An 18,481-nucleotide genomic window follows, 5' to 3' on the forward strand; every position below is an offset into this window, starting at 1 on the left:
GACGAACAGGCGGGGCCCCGTGCCCCGCCTGTCTTCCAACAATCAAAATGGGGAAGACGTCCATGAGCATGATTGCAACGCCAGTCGAGGTGCATCCACGTCCTAAAGAGGGCACCATGATGCGCCTGCAGGCAGCGCTCCCGAAGCTGGTGCTTGCACCGTCCTTCGCGGCGATCCTGGTCTTCGTCTACGGATTCATTCTTTTCACGATTTATCTGTCGTTCACGCGCTCGCGGCTGCTTCCCGTCTATGAACTCGCCGGATTCGACGCCTATCAGCGGCTGTGGTCGCAGCCGAACTGGTGGGTGGCGATCACGAACCTCGGGATCTTTGGCGGGCTCTATATCGGGGTCTGCATCGCGCTCGGTCTTTTCCTCGCAATCCTGCTCGACCAGAAGATACGGGGCGAGGGCGTGTTGCGGCCGATTTACCTCTACCCAATGGCACTCTCGTTCATCGTCACGGGAACGGCCTGGAAGTGGTTTCTCAATCCAGGACTCGGCCTCGAGAAGACAATGCACGACTGGGGCTATGCGTGGTTCAAGCTCGATTGGCTCGTCAACCCCGATATGGCGATCTACACCGTCGTCATTGCAGGCGTCTGGCAGGCGTCCGGCTTCTGCATGGCGATGTTTCTCGCGGGCCTGCGCGGTATAGACGGGGAAATCCTGAAGGCAGCCCAGATCGATGGGGCAAGCACGATTGCTCTCTATCGACGCATCGTCATCCCGATGCTGCGGCCGGTGTTCCTCTCGGCCTTCATCGTGCTCGCGCACATGGCGATCAAGTCCTACGACCTTGTGATTGCGCTGACGGGCGGAGGCCCGGGCAACGCCACCGAGCTGCCCTCGACCTTCATGTACTCCTACACGTTCACCCGCAACCAGATGGCAGTGGGCGCGGCAAGCGCGGTGATCATGCTCATGACGATCTGCGCCATCATCGTCCCGTATCTCTATTCGGAACTGAGGGAGAAGAACTCATGAGCGCCGTTGCTGCGTCCTCCGGCCCGGCTGGGTCCTCCATCACCACCAAGGTCGTGATCTACGGATTGTTGGCTCTCTTCGCGGTCTTCTACCTGCTGCCTCTGTTCGTGATGGTGATCACGTCGTTCAAGACCCTCGATGAAATCCGCGAAGGGAACATGCTGGCGCTGCCGCACAACCCGACCGTCGAGCCATGGCTTGCAGCTTGGGGCAGCGCCTGCGTCGGGCTGACCTGTGCAGGTATCAAGGGATACTTCTGGAACTCGATTTCCATGGTTGTTCCTGCCGTGGCGATCTCGACCCTTCTTGGCGCACTCAACGGCTACGTGCTCACCAAGTGGCGCTTTCCCGGCCACAAGTGGGTGTTCGGGCTGATGCTGTTCGCCTGCTTCATTCCGTTCCAGACGGTGCTGATCCCTATGGCACGTATCTTGGGACTCATTGGCCTTGCGGATTCCATACCGGGACTCGTCCTCGTCCATGTGGTCTATGGCCTGGGCTTCACGACGCTGTTCTTTCGCAACTACTACGAGGCTTTCCCGAACGAGCTGATCCGGGCAGCGCAGATGGACGGAGCCAGCTTCTTCCAGATCTTCCGCCGCATCCTGCTGCCCTCATCAGGACCGATCATCGTCGTGACGGTGATCTTCCAGTTCACCAATGTCTGGAACGACTTCCTGTTCGGCGCCTCCTTCACGTCGGGTGCCAACGCTCCGATGACGGTGGCGCTGAACAATCTCGTCAATACCTCGACGGGCGTCCGCGAGTACAACGTGCATATGGCTGCCGCCATGATTGCGGCTCTCCCGACACTCATCGTCTATGTCCTTGCCGGACGCTATTTCGTGCGCGGCCTGATGGCCGGCGCCGTGAAAGGATAATCTCATGGCCTTTCTTGAAATTACCGGGCTCCGCAAACGATTTGGCGCTCTCGAGATCCTCAAGGGGATTGATCTTACCCTCGACCGCGGCGGTTTCCTTGTTCTCGTCGGTCCCTCCGGTTGCGGAAAGTCGACGCTGCTCAGCACCATTGCCGGGCTTGAGACCATCTCAGAGGGCACGATCAGCATCGCCGGCGAGGTCGTGAACGACCGCCATCCTTCGAAGCGCGATATCGCGATGGTGTTCCAGTCCTATGCGCTTTATCCCAACATGAGCGTGGCACAGAACATCGCCTTTGGATTGGAGATGAGGGGCGTTCCGAAGCCCGAACGTGACAAGGCTGTGGCGGAGGTCGCCAAGATGCTCCAGATCGAGCATCTTCTCAATCGCAAGCCGGGCCAGCTCTCGGGCGGCCAGCGCCAGCGCGTCGCCATGGGACGCGCCCTGGTGCGCAATCCCAGGGTCTTCCTGTTCGACGAGCCTCTGTCCAATCTCGATGCAAAGCTGCGCGTGGACATGCGCACAGAGATCAAGCGTCTCCACCAGAAGACCGGCGCGACGATCGTCTACGTGACCCACGACCAGATCGAGGCCATGACGTTGGCAACCAAGATTGCCGTCCTGAAGGATGGCGAGTTGCAGCAGGTCGGAACGCCGTCGGAGATCTACAACCGCCCAGCCAATCTGTTCGTGGCCGATTTCATGGGCTCGCCCGCCATGAACCTGATCAGCGCGAAAGTCGTCAACGGCGGAAACAGCAAAGGGCTGTCCTTATCCCGACATGGTGGCGAGCCCATCGTGCTGCCTCTCTCCGGGGCACTGGGTGTCATTGCCGGGCAGGAAGGGCGCGAGGTGATCCTCGGCGTCCGGCCCGAGGCAATTACAGACCCCGATGGCGCCGATCGCGGAGCAACGGCCGTTGAAATGCTCAATTGCTTCGTCGACGTCGTAGAGCCTGCGGGCGCTGATACCTACGTGGTCACGACTCTCGGCGGGAAGGAAGTCGTTGCACGCATGAGGGCCGACGCTTCCATCCAGCCTGGCCAGACCACGCCGTTCGCTTTCAACCTCGACAAGGCCGTTCTGTTCGATCCCTCGACGGGACAGAGACTCTGATATGAAAGACGGTTTCGATATTCTGATCGAAGGTGCCGCATGAGCAGCTTGATCGACCGTGTAATCCACTTCGGTGCGATTATTGTAAATCGGTGGCGTGATGCGTGAGCAAAGTACCGATATCTTGATTATCGGATCCGGGATCGGCGGGGCCTGCATGGCCGCGGGCCTCAGCACAAGCGGCGCGTCTGTGGTCATTCTCGAGCGCGGCGAGCAGTTGCCGCATACGCCCCACGCGCGAAACACTCGTTCGATCTTCGTCGAGGAACACTACCGCCCCAAAGAGATGTGGCGTGACGCGGCAGGGAAGGAGTTCAACCCCGGCAATTACTATTACGTCGGCGGGAACTCCAAATTCTTCGGCGCCGTGATGCTCCGGTATCGGGAGCGGGATTTCGAGGCTCTCGAGCATGCCGACGGAGTCTCGCCGGCGTGGCCGATCCACTACCAGGACCTGGAGTCTTGGTACTGCGCCGCGGAGCGACTCTTCCAGGTCCGCGGTGCGTTGGGGCAGGATCCGACGGAGCCGGCGCATTCCGCGCCGTATCCGCATCCGCCGGTTCCGGACGAACCAGCCATCGCCTCAGCCCGTGAACGGCTGCGCAAGGTAGGCCTGCATCCATTTTCTCTCCCGCTCGCCATCGATATCGACCAGTGGCTCTCCCATGCCAAGACGCCATGGGATGCGTATCCTGACACCCGGACGGGGAAGTTCGACGCTGAGACGGCTGCGCTGGCGGTCGCACTCAGGGAGCCGTCCGTCAGCCTAGTCACCGGCGCAATGGTCCAGCGCCTGATCTTGGAAAGCGATGGCCGTCGCATTGCCGGGGCGGAGTACGTCAAGAACGGCGAGCGGTTCGTGATCCGCGCCAACATCGTGGTTCTTTCCGCGGGCGCGATCAATTCGGCCGCGATCCTTCTCAGGTCGGCTACGGAACGCCATCCGGGCGGCCTCGCCAATCGATCCGGGGTCGTCGGTCGTCACTTCATGAATCACAACGCGACTGCCATGCTGACGGTCGATCCGCGGAAGAGAAACGACTCAGTCTATCAAAAGACCATCGGTCTGAATGACTTCTACTTTGATGACGGCCGTGGCGGCCCGCCTCTCGGAAACGTCCAGCTCCTCGGGAGGATCTCGGCCCCCGTGCTGAAGGCGAACCTTCGATGGGCGCCCGATTTCGTGCTCGAGCGGCTCGCCCGCCACAGTGTTGACTGGTACCTGATGAGCGAGGATCTGCCCGATCCCGAGAGCCAAGTCAGGGTCGACGGCAAGTCGATCGTCCTCGCGTGGAAGCGGACGAACATGACGGCCCATCGTGGCCTCATCCGCCGCATGAAGGAGGTCTTCCGTGCGGCCGGCTACCCGATCGTCCTCGCGCGAGCCTTCGATAAGCGGACGCCCTCGCATCAATGCGGCACGATCCGGTTCGGGCGTGACCCCGCGGCGTCCGCGCTCGATCCGTTCTGCCGTGCACACGACCACCCAAATCTCTTCGTCGTCGACGCGAGCTTCATGCCGTCGTCGGCGGCGGTCAATCCATCTCTGACCGTGGCGGCGCAAGCCCTGAGGGTTGCCGACTACATCCAAACGACAAGGTTTGCCGCATGAACACTCGCCCCGTTGCTCTGGTTACCGGCTCCAGCCGTGGCATCGGCGTCGCGATCGCGCGAAAGCTCGCTATGGACGGCTTCGATCTCTTTGTCACGGGCACCGCCGGCAATGGTCCCGAGGATGCATTGGCTGATCTCCGGCGGCATGGCGGGAAGGCCCTCTATCTTTCCGGCGACATCAGCGACCTTCAGGTCCACGACAGATGGGTCAACCAGATCCAGGAAGAGGCTGGCCGGGTCGACTGTCTGGTGAACAATGCCGGCATGGGGGCTGTCGTCCGCGGCGATTTCCTGGACCTGCGGCCTGAGAACTTCGATCGCGTCATCGCGGTGAATCTCCGTGGCACCATGTTCCTGACGCAAGCCGTGCTCAAGCTGATGCTGAGGCAGCCTCGTGAAGGCGGGCCACGGTCGATCGTCAACGTGACCTCCGTCAGTGCCTCTCATGCCTCGCCGGAACGCCTCGACTACTGCATCTCGAAGGCCGGGCTCGCCATGTGGAGCCAGGGACTAGCCCTCAGGCTTGCCGCCGACGGTATTGGCGTCTTCGATGTCCGTCCCGGCATCATCCGGACCGACATGACTGCGGGCGTATCTGAAAAATACGACCGGCTGATTGCCGACGGCCTCGTGCCCGCACGCAGGTGGGGCGAGGGTGAGGACGTAGCGAACGTGGTGGCGTCGCTCGCATCGGGCGCTTTCGCCTTCTCGACCGGGAGCGTCATCGACGTGGATGGCGGGCTCAGCATTGCCCGGCTTTAACACGGCCGTGCGCGAAAGCCCTTCCAGGCATGGGGCGAGGCGCATTCGGTCGTTGCCGCCGTTGAACAGTGGAAGATTGCAATGACGTACGATTACATCATTGTCGGTGGGGGACCAGCGGGATGCGTGCTCGCCAACCGCCTCTCGGCCGATCCGACGACCAAGGTTCTCCTGATTGAGGCCGGTGGCAAGGACTGGAACCCACTGTTCCACATGCCGGCGGGCTTCGCGAAGATGACGAAGGGCATCGCCAGTTGGGGCTGGTCGACCGTGCCGCAGCGGCATCTCGGCGGGCGCGTGCTGCGATATACCCAAGCCAAAGTGATTGGCGGCGGATCGTCGATCAACGCCCAGGTCTACACCCGGGGCAACCGGCTCGATTACGATCGCTGGGCTCAGCAGGGCAACTGCGCGGGCTGGAGCTACACGGACGTCCTTCCGTACTTCAAGCGGGCGGAGGACAACCAGCGCTTTTCCGACGAGTATCATGGAACCGGGGGACCGCTCGGGGTATCCGTTCCGGTGAACCCGCTCCCGATCAGCGAAGCGTTCATTCGGGCCGCGCAGGAATACGGGATCCCGTACAATCCGGATTTCAACGGAGCCATGCAGGACGGCATCGGGCATTATCAGGTGACCGTCCGCAATGCCCGCAGATCCTCTGCCGCCTCCGCTTACCTCAAGTCCATTCGGGATCGGACGAACCTCACCGTTCGAACGGGTGCGGCCGTCAAGCGGATCATCCTCGAAGGGCGCCGTGCTGTTGGAGTGGAGTTGGCATCGGCGGATGGCGCTAGTTCCGAGGTCCGCTGCGACCGCGAGCTCGTGTTATCCTCTGGCGCGATTGGGTCGCCGCGGCTCCTGATGCTGTCCGGCATCGGTCCTGCCGATCACTTGAGGTCGGTCGGCATCGAGGTGCTTCATGATCTTCCCGGCGTCGGCTCCAATCTCCAGGACCACCTCGACCTCTATACGATCTGCGAGTGTACGGGGGACTACACGTACGACTCCTATGCGAAACTCCACAAGACGGTGTGGGCGGGCCTGCAATACATCCTCTTCAGTCGCGGACCGGTGGCCTCGACGCTCTTCGAGACAGGGGGCTTCTGGTATGCGGATAAGTCAGCCCCTTCGCCGGACATCCAGTTTCACCTGGGTCTGGGATCGGGGATTGAGGCGGGCGTTGAGAAGCTGCGCAACGCTGGCGTGACGCTGAACTCCGCGTTCCTGAGGCCCCGGTCAAGAGGGACTGTTCGGCTCAAGACCGCCAACTTCACCGAGATGCCCCTGATCGATCCGAACTACTGGGAAGATCCCTACGACCGAGCCATGTCTCTGGAAGGCCTGCGCATGACCCGCGAAATCATGCGCCAGCCTGCCCTTAAGCCGTTCATTCTGGCTGAGCGGATGCCGGGGCCGGACAAGATCTCCGAGGAGGATCTTGTTCAGTACGCATTCGCCACGTGCAAGACCGACCATCATCCCTGCGGCACCTGCAAGATGGGCACCGATGAGACAGCCGTCGTCGATCCCGACCTGAAGGTCCATGGTCTTGAGGGATTGCGGGTCTGTGACGCTTCGATCATGCCCTATGTGACGTCTTCCAATACCAACGCGCCAACGATCATGATCGGCGAGAAGGCGGCGGATCACATTCTGGGCAGGACACCCCTTTCGCCGGCATCTGCTCGCCCCGCTATGCCTAGGACTCTTGCTTCATAGGGACTGCCGTGACGTACACCTTCAGATTCGGTCCTGTGCTGGAAGCCTACAGGGATCTGCTGGCGGGGGCTTGGCTCACCTTACAGCTCTCCGCGTCGGCGATGCTGCTCGGGCTTGTCGTTGCGATCGCCTGCGCTTGGGCCAAGACCTCGGGGCCCAAGCCACTACGGTGGGTGGTCGACTGCTACATCGAGATCATCCGGAACACGCCATTCCTGGTGCAGATCTTCTTCATATTCTTCGGGCTTCCGGCGGCCGGCTTGAGACTCTCGCCGAATGCTGCGGCGCTGCTGGCGATGGTGATCAATGTCGGAGCTTACGCGACCGAGATCATCCGAGCCGGCATCGAGTCGATCCACAAGGGGCAGGTGGAGGCCGGCTTGGCGCTGGGTCTCAAGCCTCTGCAGGTTTTTCGCTACATCGTGCTGAAGCCGGCACTGCGGACCGTGTACCCAGCTCTGACGAGTCAGTTCATTCTGCTCATGCTGACATCAAGCGTCGTGTCGGCCATCTCAGCCGACGATCTGACCTCCATGGCCAACAATATCCAGTCCCTGACGTTCACGAGCTTCGAGGTCTACCTCGTCGTGACACTCATGTACCTCGCCATGTCCCTGGCCTTCTCGGCCGTGTTCTCGGCGATCCACCGGCTCGCCTTTGCGTACCCTGATCGGCGTTGAGGAGGAAAAGGATGCTTCGTCAGTTCGGCACGAACGAGTTCCTGTTCATTCTCACCGCGGCCCGCTGGACGGTGCTGCTGTCGCTGATTGCCTTCGCGGGCGGCGCCATCGGCGGATTGATTGTGGCACTCTCGCGGGTCTCATCCCTGAAGGCACTCTCCCTCACGGCGGGCGGGTTCATCCAGGTGTTCCAAGGTACACCTCTGCTGATGCAATTGTTCCTGGTGTTCTTCGGAGCGACCACGCTCGGGTTCGACACCAATCCGTGGATCGCCGCCGCCGTGGCGCTAACCCTGAATGCCAGTGCGTTCCTGGGCGAGATCTGGCGTGGTTGTATCCAGGCCGTGCCCAAGGGACAATGGGAGGCCGCGGGGGCGCTGGGCCTGCATTACCCAGCCACGATGCGCTACATCATCCTGCCACAGGCCTTCAAGATCGCCTTGCCGCCGACCGTTGGGTTCCTGGTGCAGCTCATCAAGGCGACCTCGCTCGCCGCAATCATTGGCTTCACCGAAGTGACACGCGCTGGCCAGATCATCAACAACGCAACGTTCAGACCCTTCGTCGTCTTCGGCATCGTGGCAGCCATCTACTTCATCCTGTGCTGGCCGCTGTCGCACCTGAGCATGCGGCTCGAACGCCGCTTCGCAGCCGCAACCACAAGGTAGCGGACATCAACACTCGACCTGTGCCATGTCCTAGGGAGGATTTCATGTACCGACCATTATGCTTCCAATACTTTCGCAGGGCTCTTGCCATCGGAGCGGTTCTCATCGCTGGACTTGCGGCGACAGTTCCAGCTGCCGCCCAGTCCCTCGATGAGATCAAGAAGAAGGGGCAGGTCACGATCGGCATGCTGGTGGACTTTCCACCATTCGGCATCACGAACGCCGAAGGCCAGCCCGATGGCTACGACGCCGATATCGCAAAGGCATTGGCCAAGCATCTCGGTGTCAAGGCGAACATCGTCCCGGTCACCGGCCCGAACCGGATCCCGTTTCTCCTGACGGGCAAGGTCGACATGCTGGTTGCCTCTTTGGCCATCACCCCCGAGCGGGCCAAGCAGGTGACGTTTTCCGATCCTTATGCAGGCATCCGAATCGTGGTTTACGGCAAGAAGGCTGTCAGCGTGAAGGAGCCTGCCGATCTGAAGAACTTCGCGATCGGCGTCGCGCGCGCCAGCACGCAGGACGTATCGGTCACTGCGGTTGCTCCGCAGGGTACCCAAATCCGGCGCTTCGACGACGATGCTTCGGCGGTACAGGCGCTGCTCTCTGGACAGGTGGACCTGATCGGCGTGGCGACAAACGTTGTCGCCGAGATCGAGAAGGTCGCGCCAGGTCAGTTCGACAGCAAGATGACGTTGCGGGAACAGGTGCATGGGATTGCGCTTCGGCCAGGACAAGACGAGCTGTTGGGCGCAGTCAACGCGTTTCTTGCGGAGCAGAAGGCAAGCGGAGCCCTCAACGCAACGTACAAGAAGTGGCTGGGCACGGACGCGCCCGAGATGAAAAAGCCCTGACGGAAGGACTCGAGACATGTCGACGGCGTTGCAGGCTCAGCACGTGCGGGACGAGATCATCATCCGCATGGAGAACGTGCAGAAGTGGTATGGTTCCTTTCACGTGTTGAAGGACATCAATCTGGAGGTCCGCACCGGCGAGCGGATCGTGATCTGCGGACCTTCAGGGTCCGGCAAATCGACTCTTATCCGGTGCATCAACCATCTTGAGCATGCCCAGGAAGGTCGCATCGTCGTCGACAGGATCGAACTCGGAGCCAGCAGCCGTAATCTCGATGCCATCCGGCGCGAGGTCGGTATGGTCTTCCAACAGTTTAATCTGTTCCCGCATCTCACGGTGCTGCAAAACTGTATGCTGGCGCCCATGAAGGTTCGTGGCACGTCGAAGTCCGAAGCGGAAGCGACCGCCCGCAAGTACCTTGAGCGGGTGCGTATTCCTGAGCAAGCGGATAAGTATCCGGCCCAGCTCTCGGGCGGCCAGCAGCAGCGTGTGGCGATTGCCCGCGCTCTCTGCATGAACCCGAAAATCATGTTGTTCGACGAACCGACCTCCGCGCTTGACCCCGAAATGGTGAAGGAGGTGCTCGACACTATGGTGAACCTCGCGGAAGAGGGCATGACCATGATCTGCGTGACGCACGAGATGGGTTTCGCGCGTCAGGTTGCGGATCGAATCATCTTCATGGATCGCGGAGAGATTGTGGAGGAGGGGACACCAGACACCTTCTTCACTAATCCAAGGCACGAGCGCACGCGCAACTTCCTGGGGCAGATCCTCTCGCACTGAATGCCAAGGCCCGGGTGTCGAAAAGAGAATGATCCATATTGCTATTCTCTAGAAGGGGCGAGTCCTTGGTCTCCAAGCCACTGGAGCACATCAATCCGTTCTCATGATGTTGCTAACTGGCTTGAGCACTGGGCTTTGCCGGAGACGTACGCCGACGTGCCGTGCTGCGAGAGGCCGTTCGACGTGGGCCATCTCGCCTGCACTCACCATCCAGGTGGGCGGCACGTCCGAGCGCATCCTTCTGCCACAGGCCATCCGGTGGAGAATCGATCTCCAGTTGGTGATATGGCGGTGACACGAAGCCACGCAGGTGATTCCACTGAGGGAAAGGCCAGTAAGTTCAAGGATTTATATTGGCGGGGACTTGGATTCGGGCCAGGACTATCAGAGTCAGAGTCCGTCCAGCTTCATTGAAATTACAAAGTTTTTTCTCCGACTAAGGAGAAAGCCTACTGTGTTGAATCAAAGGGTTACGGAAAATTCCCGACCATTGCCGAGAGACTTCGAAGCCAAAAAGAAAACCGCCGCACCGGCTGGTCCAGAGCATTACGGCTCGCCCTGACGACTCATCGAGCCAATGTTCGGCGCACGTCAGCGCAACACCACGACCTTGGTGCCGATCCGGGTTCGGTTGTAGAGGTCGATGACGTCAGCATTGGTCATTCGAATGCACCCGGACGAGACAGCATAACCGATCGTCTCCGGCTCATTGGAACCGTGAATCCGGTACATGGAAGAGCCGAGGTAAAGTGCTCGGGCACCCAGCGGGTTCCCCAAACCGCCGGGCATGTAACGCGGCAGATCGGGGCGTCGCCGCAGCATCGCGGCCGGCGGGCTCCAGGCAGGCCATTCCCGTTTCATGCTGACCGTCTTGGTCCCCGTCCAGGTGAAACCCGGGCGCCCGACTCCAACGCCGTATTGGATGGCCTGCCCGCTGCCGAGCACGAAATAGAGCCGGCGCTGACTGGTAGAGATGACGATCGTACCGGGCCGATGATCGCCGGGCCAAGAGACCAGCCGACGGACGGTCGGGGAGGTCGGTCCGCCAAACAGCCGCTCAAAGAAGCTGGCAGGCCCTCCACCGAGGGAGGCGACAGTCTGCGCCTGGGCGGGGCCCGTGAATGCCATGATGCACGCAGACGCCACGACAGTGAACACGAAGCGGATCATGCGGATCTCCCTCGCGTGGAATGGCACAGCTTCAACGCCCGACATCTGGCCTTCGGTTCCTCGCAAATCTGGAGTGCCTCTGTTGGGTACGAATTGCGTTGGGGCGTTGCGATCGACCCTTCGTCCTACGATCGGCTTAGATGTCATTTATTCCCAAGAGTCCGAAAAGGGCACTTCTCGGAAGGAAACCGGAGTCCGCTAAGGTGCGAATGCCGGACGTTCGAATGGCAGGGACTTCCAAGTTTGCCCCTAGCCGCCCTCTTCAGACACCAGCTCATTGCGCGAGTATTCTGCTTCAGCTCTGGGGTGCCTCAAAGAGGTGCCTTCCTCAGGGCCGATCCGGCCTGGAAGAACGAAGAAACGATTCATGAGATCACTATGATGGATCCAAGAGTGTTCTGATTAGAGCAACGCAGCCGTCCTGAAACGACACTAGCGCCTTCCGTGCAGCTTCTGAATCATTGACTCTGTCGATCACAGGGGATGCCAATGAAATCAGACGAAATCGCCGAGACAATCTCATGGCGACATCATTTGCATCGCAACCCGGAGCTCGCCTTCGAGGAGCATGAGACTTCGACCTTCGTTGCCCGCATGCTCGACTCGTTTGGCTTGAAGGTCTCCACGGGGCTCGCAGGCACTGGTGTGGTCGGAACGCTGTCGCGGGGCACTTCCGGCCGATCCATTGGGATCAGGGCCGACATGGATGCCCTGCCGATCGAAGAACTCGGCCAAGTCCCGTACAGGTCGCTCAGGCCGGGCAAGATGCATGCCTGCGGCCATGATGGCCATGTTGCCATGCTGCTCGCTGCCGCTCGCGCCTGCGCCCAGTCCGGGCGCTTCGATGGTACCGTCCATTTCATTTTCCAACCGGCGGAGGAGAATGAAGGCGGCGCACGGCGCATGGTCGAAGAGGGATTGTTCACGGAGTTCCCGTGCGACGCCGTCTACGCGCTCCACAACTGGCCGGGGATGCCCCTGGGGTCATGCGTCGCCCGAGATGGCGCGATGATGGCCGCCTTCGGCACGTTCGAGATCGTGATCGATGGAGCCGGATCTCACGGAGCCATGCCGCACGAGGGAGCCGACCCAATCGTGGCCACCTGCGCGCTCGGAACCTCCCTGCAAACGATCGTCAGTCGGAACGTGTCGCCTCTTGAGCCTGCCGTTCTTTCGATTACGCAGATTCACGCCGGTGAAGCCTGGAATGTCATTCCGCCCAGTTGTGTCATCCGCGGCACGACACGATGGTTCGACAACGCCGTTGGCGCCCATATCGAGAGCCGTCTGACCGACCTTGCCAACTCGGTCGCGAACGGCTTCGGATGCAAGGCCACAATCCGCTACGAGCGGCGCTATCCTCCGACCATCAATCATGCCGCCGAGGCGGCATTTATCCGCTCCGTAGTCGGCGCCCAGACAAATATCAGGGTCGAAGACACCCCACCGAGTATGGCCGCCGAGGATTTTGCCTTCATGATGGAGGCCCGACCGGGGTGCTACCTGTGGCTTGGAAGCGGTCGTGGCGGGGCGAACCCTGGCCTCCATTCCCCGTACTTCGACTTCAATGACGAGGTCATTCCCTTCGGCGTGGACCTTTGGCGCAGGGTGGTCGAGACGAAGCTCTCCTCCTAAGGGGAGTTGGATGGGCCACCGCATGACTGCGGTCCGAGCCTGCTCGGACGAAGCCGTAAACGGGGCGAACAATGAAGCCGAATTATAGCACAGCTTCGAAATAGGGGCTTGCCGAAAACACGCGCCGATGCTGACTGTGCATCATGTCCTTGGATGCGTTAGACACCCGCGCGCTTCGTCACTTCCTGGCCGTGGTCCGAACCGGCTCGATCAGGGCCGCCGCGGACCATATCAGCATTGCGCCCTCGGCGGTGAGCCGCCAGATCGCCGACATCGAGCACCGCCTTGGCCTGCCTATCTTCGAACGGTCAGCCAGGGGCGTCGTCCTCACCGAGGCGGGTGAACTCCTGGCCGAGCACGCCAAGCGCATGGTCGAGGACGAGGAACTCCTGCGGGAGCAACTCGGTCGCCTGAAAGGCATCAAGCAGGGGCTCGTCAGGATCAGCTGCGGAGACGGGTTCGTCGCCGACCTGATGGCGAACGGACTCAGGACGTTTGCCAAGATATATCCGAATATCCGGTTCACGATCCAGCTTGCCGGAACCGCAGGCGTACTTGCGGCTGTCTCAGATGGCGATGCCGATGTCGGTCTCGTCTATAATCCCGTGATCGACACCGGCATCCGGTCGATCGCCATCGCGAGGCAGCCCCTTGCGGTCATAACCCCACCGGGCCACCCGCTCCTGACGCGGCCGAGCATCAGTTTGGCTGAAAGCCTCGCATATCCCTGTGCGCTGCTCATTCCGGGCCACGGCGTCCGCCAACTCGTCGGCCGCGTGGCGGCCGATTGCGGGCTTGCCTTGTCGCCTGCACTGGAGACCCCTTCGATCGACGTTCTCCGCCAGTTTGTCCGCGCCAGTCTCGGGATCACGTATCTCCCTCCGTTTGCTGTCGATACGGAGTTGGCCCGCGGCGAGGTCGGTGTCGTCGGGCTTACGGATCCGCTGCTGGTCGAGGCAAGCGCCCACATCATCGTACGGGCGCGGCGGCGCCTCCCAGTCTCAGTTGAACAACTGGTCGGTCACATCGCACGCGAAATGGTCGCATTCCGGGTGAAGCATCCCTACTGAAATGGCGTGTTGCCGACCCGGCAACACCTTGTTCTTTCCTTTCGTCTTGCTGGCAACAACTCCGTCCCTGACTGTTGCCCGAACATCGGATCGCCCGGAAGGCGCCGATCTGGAGGAAGGAACATCGAATGAGCGAACAGGATCGTGAAACGGTCGGGGTTATTGGCCTTGGAAGCATGGGCCTGGGAATGGCGCAGACGCTTGCAGGCAAGGGTTTCCGGACCCTGGGCTACGACGTCTCGGATGCCCGCTGCGATGCCGCCGCCGCGGCAGGGATAGAGCGCGCCCGGACAATCGAGGATGTCTTCGCCGACGCGAGCTTCGTCGTGTTCTCGCTGCCCTCCGCGCGTGAGGTGGAAGCGGTCGTGAAAGCTCCGGGAGGGCTGCTGGAGCGCAAAGGGGCAAAGCGGGTCATCATCATCGATACGTCGACCTCGGAGCCGGATGTCAGCCGGACCCTCGCTGCGGAGCTGGCCACCGCCGGGCACGGCTTCATCGATGCACCTGTCAGCGGAGGTCCCCTGGGGGCCAGCTCGGGCAATCTCACGATGATGATCGGCGGCAGCGAGGAGGACGTTGCCTTGGCTCGCCCCGTTATCGAGGCGATGGCCTCCAAGATCCTGCATGTCGGCCCGATCGGGGCCGGAAACGTGGCGAAGCTCGTCAACAACATGCTCGTGGCGGCTCATATGCTGACCACCAGTGAGGGATTGCGGCTTGCGGCTGCTGCCGGCGTGGATCCCGACTCGGCCCTGCGGGTCGTGAACGCCGCCACCGGACGATCGGCGCTCAGCGAAATTCACTTCCCGAAATGGATCATGTCGGAGCGTTTCGACAGCGGGTTCTCGATGGGGCTGATGCGCAAGGACGTGCGGCTTGCCAGGGAGCTGGCGGAGCGGGCTGGAATCGATCTCCCCATTGCCCAGGCCGTTTCGCAGGAATGGGAATCGGACAGCGAACACTTGGCCGATAGCGACGACTTCACGCGCATGGGCGCCATTTCGTCCGCTCACACCTCCTCCAGCAAGAAGGTTGCCTGACATGAACATGCCCCTTGTTAATGCTGACAGCAGCGCACGCGTTCTCGAACTCCTCAAGGATCTCCTGCCGTCGAAGGAGATCGGAAGCCTTGTCGCCGGTCAGATCCTTCCCGGAAATGGAGAGGCCGTCGAGTTGGTCGATCCTGCAACCGGCAAGGTCTTCCTGACCTATGCCGACGCCGGATCGGCCGTGGTCGATGCAGCGATGGAGGCTGCCCGGGAGGCGCAGGGCCGCTGGATGGCGCTGACCGCATCGGCGCGTGGCAGGGTGATCTGGGAGATCGGCAGGCTCCTGCGCGAAAATGCACCAGCCATCGCCGAACTGGAAAGCCGGACGGCAGGCCAGCCGATCCGCGACACGCGTGGCCTGATCGGCAAGGTTGCCGAGATGTTCGAATACTATGCCGGATGGTCCGACAAGATGTACGGTGATGTCATCCCCGTACCGACCACTCATCTCAACTATACCCGCCACGAACCCTATGGCGTCGTGGTGCAGATCACTCCCTGGAATGCGCCCTTGTTCACGGCGGGCTGGCAGATCGCTCCGGCCATCTGTGCTGGCAATGCCGTCGTGCTCAAGCCTTCTGAACTGACCCCGCTGACATCCCTCGTCCTCGGCGCCCTCTGCGAGCGCGCCGGAGCTCCAAAAGGCCTCGTGAACGTCATTGCGGGCGTTGGCCGGACGTCCGGCCAGTACGCGGTCGCACATCCGAAGACCGCCCTGGTGGTGTTCGTCGGCTCGGCAGCGGCCGGTTCTGCCATCGCGGCAACGGCGGCCCGCAATGTCGTGCCCTGCATCCTGGAACTTGGCGGCAAGTCGGCCAACATCGTCTTCGCCGATGGCGACATCGACCGGGCTGTCGTCGGTGCCCAGTCGGCCATCTTCGCGTCCGCGGGGCAGAGCTGCGTGGCCGGATCGCGCCTGCTCGTCCAGCGCGCCGTGCATGCCGAGTTCGTCGAGAAGCTCGCGAAGGCCTCCGAGAGGATTCCCGTCGGGGCCCCTCTCGACGACCAGACCCAGATCGGCCCGATCAACAACGAGCGTCAGTGGAAGAAGATCGACGAGATGGTCCGGCAGGGCATATCGGACGGCGCCCGGCTCGCGACTGGGGGACGCAAGCCCGCACATCTCGCGGCTACGGGCGGATTCTACTATTCCCCGACCATCCTCGATCGGGTTGACCCGGCGATGGAGATTGCCCGAGAAGAGGTCTTCGGACCCGTTCTGGCCGTGACGCCGTTCGATGACGAGGCCGAGGCGATTTCCATCGCCAATCGCACTCCCTATGGTCTTGCGGGAGCGGTCTGGACCGAAAATGTCGGGCGTGCACATCGCGTGGCAGCCAACGTGCGCGCCGGGACTTTCTGGATCAACGGATACAAGACCATCAGTGTGATGTCTCCGTTTGGTGGCTTCGGCCGCAGCGGCTACGGCCGTTCCAGCGGCAGGGAGGCTCTCATGGCCTATACCCAGACGAAGAGCGTGTGGGTTGAAACGGCCGAGGATCCGGCAATCACGTTCGGTTATCACCCGGTCGATTGAGACCCGACAATCCGGTTGACGGGATTCAGGCAAACCTGGTCCCGTCTGCCGTCGCAAAAGGCCCTTACCTTGTGGGCTCGCGTCCCCATCGGAGGCGCATCGTGGCACCCTGTGCAGCTTGGATCGCCATTCTGCAGGGAGATGGATCCAGCACGGCGATTCCACGCCAGCGGGGCCATGGCGTTGCCCAATCGGCAACACCTCGTTACGAATAAGTGGTCTATTCGCCCGTTCCGTCGCCTTCATACTTCGTAGCCGCCTCATAAGGGGGCTGAGACGAAAAGCGGCCCAGCCGCATGTGCTCGAGGGAACCAGAAATATGGCACAGACAACGTTGGAGAGATACGGAGGGGTCGGGCTACACCTCTTCGTTTTGGGAATCGTGGTGGTAGCCGAGGCCATTGGGCTGATCCGTATCCCCATTGGCACCGCTGCCGTGATCCTTTTGCCAATCCTTTACGCCTTCGCGATGGGTATCATTCTGAACCCGAATATCATGAAAGGCACCAGGCGCGTCCTGTCCGGCAACGCCACCAAGGTCGCCGGCACCATGATCGCCATCTCGATCATGCCATTCATTGCAAAATTCGGGACGACGGTCGGACCGCAGATCCAAAAGGTGATCGAGACCGGCCCGGCCCTGGTGCTCCAGGAGATCGGTAATCTGGGCACCATCCTCGTTGCCTTCCCGGTGGCCGTCTTCCTGCTCAAGATGGGGCGTGAGGCAATCGGGGCCACCTATTCCATCGACCGTGAACCGAACCTGGCCCTGATCGCGGACAAGTATGGGCTCAACAGTCCCGAGGGCGCCGGGGCGATGGGCGTCTACGCGACCGGAACGATCATCGGCACCTTCGTCTTCGCAATCATGCCGCCCCTGATTCACAGCCTCGGAATCTTCGATATCAGATCACTCGCAATGTCGTGCGGAGTGGGATCCGGCAGCATGCTGGCGGCCTGCACGGGCGCGCTCGTGTCGGCGACTCCCTCGGACAAGGATACGATTCTGGCTCTGGCCGCAGCGAGCAACATCCTCACCTATGCGACCGGCCTCTATGCCGGTGTGTTCATCGCACTGCCGCTGACCGAATGGCTGTACCGGATCAGTCGCGGCGAGCGGACGTCCAACATTTCGCGAGAGGCACGGTCATGACCACTGAAGCCATCAAGAACACCGCTGCATCGGCGGATATCCTGAACGTGGAAGATGAACGTCGAATCGACTTCGCTCATCACGCGTTGCTCCTACTGGTCGCCTGCATCCTCGGCTTGATCAGCAACTGGGTCGCAACGAAGGTCGACCCCATGGCAGCACTGCCCGGGATGGCCCTTCTGTATGCGATTTCGATCGTGGGACTCCTCCTGGCAAGGTTCGTGCCCTTCTATCTCCCCAGCGTCGCCTGGATCTCGCTTGTCGCGATCCTGGCAACAATTCCCGGTGTGCCGGGCTCCGCCTTTATCGTTGAACAGGTTGGAAAGCTGAACTTCCTGGCTTTGGCGACACCTGCGCTCGCATACGGCGGCCTGGCGCTGACGCAGAACGAATTCCACATTGCCCGCACCTCGGGCTGGAAGATCGTTATCGTTGCAATCTGTGTCATGTTCGGGACCTACATGGGCTCCGTCGTGGTCGCAGATGTGACCCTTAAGCTTTTCGAATGAGAAGCGAACAGGCACCAACAAAAGGCGCGCGAGAACGGAAATTCCCGTTGGCCTGCCTGCAAGCAACGACTAGCGGGCAGGTGCCTTAGACAGAATTCTCCCGACTCTGGGCTGCTGATCAAGGCAGCCCATTTTTCTTTCGTCCTGAGCCTCCCGGCACATACGCGAAAGCGCCTAGCGCATCGTGCGGAAAAGTGGACCCGGTTTTCCGCACGATGCGCTGCTCTAGCCACTTTGTGAAACCCTGGAGGTAAGATCGGCTATTGATGCTGTGGACGGCTCCCACC

General features: G+C 61.3%; 17 protein-coding genes. 16 read left to right on the forward strand and 1 reads right to left on the reverse strand.

Features of this window, described 5'->3' with window-relative positions; all coding sequences use genetic code 11:
- The first annotated feature begins 62 nt into the window (after positions 1 to 62).
- From AA309_RS28145 to AA309_RS28190, 10 genes are all read left to right on the forward strand, one after another.
- Positions 63 to 986 carry a carbohydrate ABC transporter permease gene (locus AA309_RS28145; protein ID WP_047192335.1) on the forward strand — a complete coding sequence of 308 codons (924 nt, stop codon included), beginning with the start codon at positions 63 to 65 and terminating at the stop codon, positions 984 to 986.
- On the forward strand, positions 983 to 1,867 hold the full coding sequence (locus AA309_RS28150) for a carbohydrate ABC transporter permease (protein WP_047192336.1): 885 nt from the start codon (positions 983 to 985) through the stop codon (positions 1,865 to 1,867). Before AA309_RS28145 ends, AA309_RS28150 begins: the two co-directional genes overlap by 4 nt.
- Before the next feature lie 4 nt (positions 1,868 to 1,871).
- Positions 1,872 to 2,984 carry an ABC transporter ATP-binding protein gene (locus tag AA309_RS28155; protein WP_047192337.1) on the forward strand — a complete coding sequence of 371 codons (1,113 nt, stop codon included), beginning with the start codon at positions 1,872 to 1,874 and terminating at the stop codon, positions 2,982 to 2,984.
- Positions 2,985 to 3,084: 100 nt separating this feature from the next.
- A complete protein-coding gene (locus tag AA309_RS28160) occupies positions 3,085 to 4,596 on the forward strand; it encodes an FAD-dependent oxidoreductase (RefSeq protein WP_047192338.1) in 1,512 nt (503 codons plus the stop codon).
- Positions 4,593 to 5,360 carry a 3-ketoacyl-ACP reductase gene (locus AA309_RS28165; protein WP_047192339.1) on the forward strand — a complete coding sequence of 256 codons (768 nt, stop codon included), beginning with the start codon at positions 4,593 to 4,595 and terminating at the stop codon, positions 5,358 to 5,360. The genes AA309_RS28160 and AA309_RS28165 overlap by 4 nt, the downstream gene beginning before the upstream one ends.
- A gap of 81 nt (positions 5,361 to 5,441) precedes the next feature.
- Positions 5,442 to 7,082, forward strand: coding sequence for a GMC family oxidoreductase (locus AA309_RS28170; RefSeq protein ID WP_047192340.1), 1,641 nt, complete (start codon positions 5,442 to 5,444; stop codon positions 7,080 to 7,082).
- Positions 7,083 to 7,090: 8 nt separating this feature from the next.
- Positions 7,091 to 7,762 carry an amino acid ABC transporter permease gene (locus AA309_RS28175; protein ID WP_047192341.1) on the forward strand — a complete coding sequence of 224 codons (672 nt, stop codon included), beginning with the start codon at positions 7,091 to 7,093 and terminating at the stop codon, positions 7,760 to 7,762.
- A gap of 11 nt (positions 7,763 to 7,773) precedes the next feature.
- On the forward strand, positions 7,774 to 8,430 hold the full coding sequence (locus tag AA309_RS28180; RefSeq protein WP_047192342.1) for an amino acid ABC transporter permease: 657 nt from the start codon (positions 7,774 to 7,776) through the stop codon (positions 8,428 to 8,430).
- Positions 8,431 to 8,474: 44 nt separating this feature from the next.
- Complete coding sequence (locus tag AA309_RS28185; RefSeq protein ID WP_047192343.1) at positions 8,475 to 9,284, forward strand: transporter substrate-binding domain-containing protein; 810 nt, start codon at positions 8,475 to 8,477, stop codon at positions 9,282 to 9,284.
- Between the two features lie 16 nt (positions 9,285 to 9,300).
- Positions 9,301 to 10,071 (forward strand): amino acid ABC transporter ATP-binding protein, encoded by a 771-nt coding sequence (locus tag AA309_RS28190; RefSeq protein WP_280136936.1) that lies wholly within the window; start codon positions 9,301 to 9,303, stop codon positions 10,069 to 10,071.
- 591 nt (positions 10,072 to 10,662) lie between these two features.
- Here the strand turns inward: AA309_RS28190 and AA309_RS28195 are convergent.
- A complete protein-coding gene (locus tag AA309_RS28195; protein WP_047192354.1) occupies positions 10,663 to 11,241 on the reverse strand; it encodes a L,D-transpeptidase in 579 nt (192 codons plus the stop codon).
- 483 nt (positions 11,242 to 11,724) lie between these two features.
- Between AA309_RS28195 and AA309_RS28200 the strand changes: the two genes are divergently transcribed.
- The 6 genes from AA309_RS28200 to AA309_RS28225 all read left to right on the forward strand — a co-directional run bounded on the left by AA309_RS28200 (position 11,725) and on the right by AA309_RS28225 (position 18,194).
- On the forward strand, positions 11,725 to 12,876 hold the full coding sequence (locus tag AA309_RS28200) for a M20 aminoacylase family protein (protein WP_047192344.1): 1,152 nt from the start codon (positions 11,725 to 11,727) through the stop codon (positions 12,874 to 12,876).
- Between the two features lie 149 nt (positions 12,877 to 13,025).
- Positions 13,026 to 13,946, forward strand: coding sequence for a LysR family transcriptional regulator (locus AA309_RS28205; protein ID WP_047192355.1), 921 nt, complete (start codon positions 13,026 to 13,028; stop codon positions 13,944 to 13,946).
- A 128-nt stretch (positions 13,947 to 14,074) separates the two neighbouring features.
- Positions 14,075 to 14,986, forward strand: coding sequence for an NAD(P)-dependent oxidoreductase (locus tag AA309_RS28210; RefSeq protein WP_047192345.1), 912 nt, complete (start codon positions 14,075 to 14,077; stop codon positions 14,984 to 14,986).
- Positions 14,987 to 14,993: 7 nt separating this feature from the next.
- Positions 14,994 to 16,532, forward strand: a complete 1,539-nt coding sequence (locus AA309_RS28215) for an aldehyde dehydrogenase family protein (RefSeq protein ID WP_200902066.1) — start codon at positions 14,994 to 14,996, stop codon at positions 16,530 to 16,532.
- A 319-nt stretch (positions 16,533 to 16,851) separates the two neighbouring features.
- Positions 16,852 to 17,685 (forward strand): DUF3100 domain-containing protein, encoded by an 834-nt coding sequence (locus AA309_RS28220; protein WP_047192347.1) that lies wholly within the window; start codon positions 16,852 to 16,854, stop codon positions 17,683 to 17,685.
- Complete coding sequence (locus tag AA309_RS28225) at positions 17,682 to 18,194, forward strand: hypothetical protein (protein WP_047192348.1); 513 nt, start codon at positions 17,682 to 17,684, stop codon at positions 18,192 to 18,194. Before AA309_RS28220 ends, AA309_RS28225 begins: the two co-directional genes overlap by 4 nt.
- The last annotated feature ends 287 nt before the right edge of the window (positions 18,195 to 18,481 follow it).

It is taken from the genome of Microvirga vignae, from assembly GCF_001017175.1.
GTDB lineage: Bacteria > Pseudomonadota > Alphaproteobacteria > Rhizobiales > Beijerinckiaceae > Microvirga > Microvirga vignae.

What these genes read in the sequence shown, in the direction of transcription:
- AA309_RS28165 (WP_047192339.1), top strand. Translation starts at nt 4,593, where the DNA reads ATGAACACTCGCCCCGTTGCTCTGGTTACCGGCTCCAGCCGTGGCATC.
- AA309_RS28190 (WP_280136936.1), top strand. Translation starts at nt 9,301, where the DNA reads ATGTCGACGGCGTTGCAGGCTCAGCACGTGCGGGACGAGATCATCATC.
- AA309_RS28150 (WP_047192336.1), top strand. Translation starts at nt 983, where the DNA reads ATGAGCGCCGTTGCTGCGTCCTCCGGCCCGGCTGGGTCCTCCATCACC.
- AA309_RS28215 (WP_200902066.1), top strand. Translation starts at nt 14,994, where the DNA reads ATGCCCCTTGTTAATGCTGACAGCAGCGCACGCGTTCTCGAACTCCTC.
- AA309_RS28160 (WP_047192338.1), top strand. Translation starts at nt 3,085, where the DNA reads ATGCGTGAGCAAAGTACCGATATCTTGATTATCGGATCCGGGATCGGC.
- AA309_RS28220 (WP_047192347.1), top strand. Translation starts at nt 16,852, where the DNA reads ATGGCACAGACAACGTTGGAGAGATACGGAGGGGTCGGGCTACACCTC.
- AA309_RS28185 (WP_047192343.1), top strand. Translation starts at nt 8,475, where the DNA reads ATGTACCGACCATTATGCTTCCAATACTTTCGCAGGGCTCTTGCCATC.
- AA309_RS28145 (WP_047192335.1), top strand. Translation starts at nt 63, where the DNA reads ATGAGCATGATTGCAACGCCAGTCGAGGTGCATCCACGTCCTAAAGAG.
- AA309_RS28155 (WP_047192337.1), top strand. Translation starts at nt 1,872, where the DNA reads ATGGCCTTTCTTGAAATTACCGGGCTCCGCAAACGATTTGGCGCTCTC.
- AA309_RS28200 (WP_047192344.1), top strand. Translation starts at nt 11,725, where the DNA reads ATGCCAATGAAATCAGACGAAATCGCCGAGACAATCTCATGGCGACAT.
- AA309_RS28225 (WP_047192348.1), top strand. Translation starts at nt 17,682, where the DNA reads ATGACCACTGAAGCCATCAAGAACACCGCTGCATCGGCGGATATCCTG.
- AA309_RS28195 (WP_047192354.1), bottom strand. Translation starts at nt 11,241, where the DNA reads ATGATCCGCTTCGTGTTCACTGTCGTGGCGTCTGCGTGCATCATGGCA.
- AA309_RS28180 (WP_047192342.1), top strand. Translation starts at nt 7,774, where the DNA reads ATGCTTCGTCAGTTCGGCACGAACGAGTTCCTGTTCATTCTCACCGCG.
- AA309_RS28170 (WP_047192340.1), top strand. Translation starts at nt 5,442, where the DNA reads ATGACGTACGATTACATCATTGTCGGTGGGGGACCAGCGGGATGCGTG.
- AA309_RS28210 (WP_047192345.1), top strand. Translation starts at nt 14,075, where the DNA reads ATGAGCGAACAGGATCGTGAAACGGTCGGGGTTATTGGCCTTGGAAGC.